The 2,446-nt window shown below is 74.1% G+C and carries 3 protein-coding genes; all 3 read right to left on the bottom strand.

Features of this window, described 5'->3' with window-relative positions; genetic code table 11:
• On the bottom strand, window positions 1-998 hold a 998-nt coding region (locus tag R3F55_26020; protein MEZ5670829.1), incomplete at its 3' end, for an AMP-binding protein.
• Entirely contained in the window at window positions 982-2,175 is a 1,194-nt protein-coding gene (locus R3F55_26015) for an acyl-CoA dehydrogenase family protein (GenBank protein ID MEZ5670828.1), read from the bottom strand. The genes R3F55_26015 and R3F55_26020, both read right to left, overlap by 17 nt.
• On the bottom strand, window positions 2,175-2,446 hold a 272-nt coding region (locus tag R3F55_26010), incomplete at its 5' end, for an enoyl-CoA hydratase-related protein (GenBank protein ID MEZ5670827.1). The genes R3F55_26010 and R3F55_26015, both read right to left, overlap by 1 nt.

Here is a 2,446-nt window from a genome sequence, read left to right as displayed (position 1 = left end):
AAGGTCGGTGCCGGCAGCGTCTCGCCGGCGGAGACGCACTTGCGCAGGCTGGCGATGGGATCGCAGCTGCCGGCCTCGTAGAAGCGGTCGAGCATGGCGCGATAGGCGGTCGGCGCGGTGAAGCAGACCGTCGCCCTGAAGCGCGCGATGGCGGCGATCAGCTCGGCCGGGGGCAGGCGCGGCAGCAGCACGGTCGCCGCGAACGCGCGCATCGGGAACAGCAGCAGCCCGCCCAGGCCGAAGGTGAAGGCCAGCGGCGGCGAGCCGATGAAGACGTCGTCCGCGGTCGGGCGCAGCACATAGCGCGGGAAGCAGTCGCAGATCGCCAGCACGTCGCGGTGGAAGTGCATGGTGCCCTTCGGCTTGCCGGTGGTGCCGGAGGTGAAGGCGATCAGGCAGACGTCGTCGTCGGCGGTGTCGGCGGCCGGGAAGGGGGCGCCGTGCCGCGCCATCAGCGGCTCGACCGCGTCGTCGGCGGCCGGGTCGCCGAAGCTGCGGCGGACCAGCGGGCGCGCCGCGTGGTCGGCAATCGCGTAAACTTCGTCGCCCAACGCCTTCTCGTAGAGGCAGAAATCGATTTCGGCCTTGTCGACGATCACGGCCAGCTCGCGGGCGCGCAACAGCGGCATGGTGGCGACCGCGATGGCGCCGGCCTTGACCACCGCCAGCCAGGCAGCGGCCATCATCGGGCCGTTGCCGCCGCGCAGCAGCACGCGGTTGCCCGACACCACGCCCATGTCGGCGACCAGCACATGCGCCAGCCGGTCGACCCGGTCGGCCAGCTCGGCATAGCTCCAGGCGCCGTCGGCGAAGTGGATCGCCGGCCGGGCGCCATGGCCGGCGGCGAGCGCGTCGTCGATCAGCGTCGCGGCGCAGTTCAGCCGCTCCGGATAGGCGAGATCGTTCAGGCCGTGCGCATCGATCACCGGCCACAGGTGCGGCGGCGGCAGGTTGTCGCGCGCGAAGCTGTCGACGTGGCCGCTAGGATGCATGTGCATGGCCCGTTCCGCCCTCCGGTGCGGCGGCGAAGGCGGCCCGGGTCTGCGCGCCGACGATCTGGCGCTGGACCTCCGAGGCGCCCTCGTAGATGCGCAGCGCCCTGACCTCGCGATACAGCCGCTCGACGACCGAGCCTAGCACGACGCCGCTGCCGCCGTGCATCTGCACCGCGGCGTCGACCACGCGCTGCGCCGCCTCGGTGGCAAAGAGCTTGGCCATCGAGGCCTCGCGGGTGTTGCGGCCGTCGACGGTGTCGGCGCGCCAGGCGGCGCGGTAGACCAGCAGCGCGGCCGCGTCGATGTCCAGCGCCATGTCGGCCAGCGCGGCCTGGGTCACCGGCATGTCGGCCAGGGTGGTGCCGAACATCGGCCGGCGCTCGCTCCAGGCCAGCGCCTCGTCGAGCGCGCGGCGGGCGAAACCCAGCGCCGCGGCGCCGACCGACGGGCGGAACCGGTCGAGCACGGTCATCACCGCCTTGAATCCGCCGCCGCGCGGCCCGACCAGCGCGTCGGCGGGCAGCCGGCAGCCGTCGAACGCCAGCCGGCCGAGCGGGTGCGGGGCGATCGCCTGCTGGCGCTCCGCCACGGTCAGGCCGGGCGCATCGGCCGGCGCCACGAACAGGCTGAGCCCGCGGGTGCCCGGCCCGTCGCTGCGGGCCAGCACGAGATAGTGGTCGGCGATGCCGGCGTTGGAGATCAGCGTCTTCTCGCCGTCCAGCACCCAGCCGCCGGCGTCCTCGACCGCGGCGGTCGCCACCGCGGCCACGTCCGAGCCCGACTGCGGCTCGGTCATCGCCAGCGCGGCGATCGCACGCCCCTCGCGCACCGGCGGCAGGATGCGCGCGCGCTGCGCCGGGCTGCCGAAGGCGGCCAGCGCCGCGGTGCCCAGCCCCTGCATCACCAGGGCGAAGTCGGCGAGGCCGTGATGGCGCGCCAGGGTCTCGCGGGCGAGACAGAGGGCGCGGACGTCGAGCGGCTTGCCGTCGTCAGGGACCGGGATGCCGAGCCAGCCGGCCTCGCCCAGCGCGGCGACGAGGGCGCGGCAGTCGGCGTCGACCGTCGCCTCGCCATGGCCGAACCGCGCCAGCCTGGCCGCGCACCAGCTCTCCAGCCTGTCGGCCAGCGCCCGGTGGGCGTCGGTCAGGAACGGCCAGTCGAGAAAGCTGCGGTCGGCCATCAATCGCCCTCGAACGCCGGCGGGCGCTTGGCGACGAAGGCGTCGTAGGCGCGGCGGAAGTCGTTGGTCTGCATGCAGATCGCCTGGGCCTGTGCCTCCGCCTCGATGGCGGATTCCAGCCCCATGTCCCATTCGCGGTGCAGCATCCGCTTGGTGATGCCGTGGGCGAAGGTCGGCCCCTCGGCCAGCCGGCGCGCGGTGTCCTCGGCCGCCGCGTCCAGCCCGGCGGGTTCGACCAGCCGGTTGAAGAAGCCCCAGCGCTCCGCCTCGT

This window comes from Alphaproteobacteria bacterium (assembly GCA_041396705.1).
Lineage (GTDB): Bacteria > Pseudomonadota > Alphaproteobacteria > CALKHQ01 > CALKHQ01 > CALKHQ01.
The sequence above is the reverse complement of the archived record's forward strand: the minus strand, read 5'-3'. Positions and strand labels throughout refer to the sequence as shown.

What these genes read in the sequence shown, in the direction of transcription:
- R3F55_26015 (MEZ5670828.1), bottom strand. Translation starts at nt 2,175, where the DNA reads ATGGCCGACCGCAGCTTTCTCGACTGGCCGTTCCTGACCGACGCCCAC.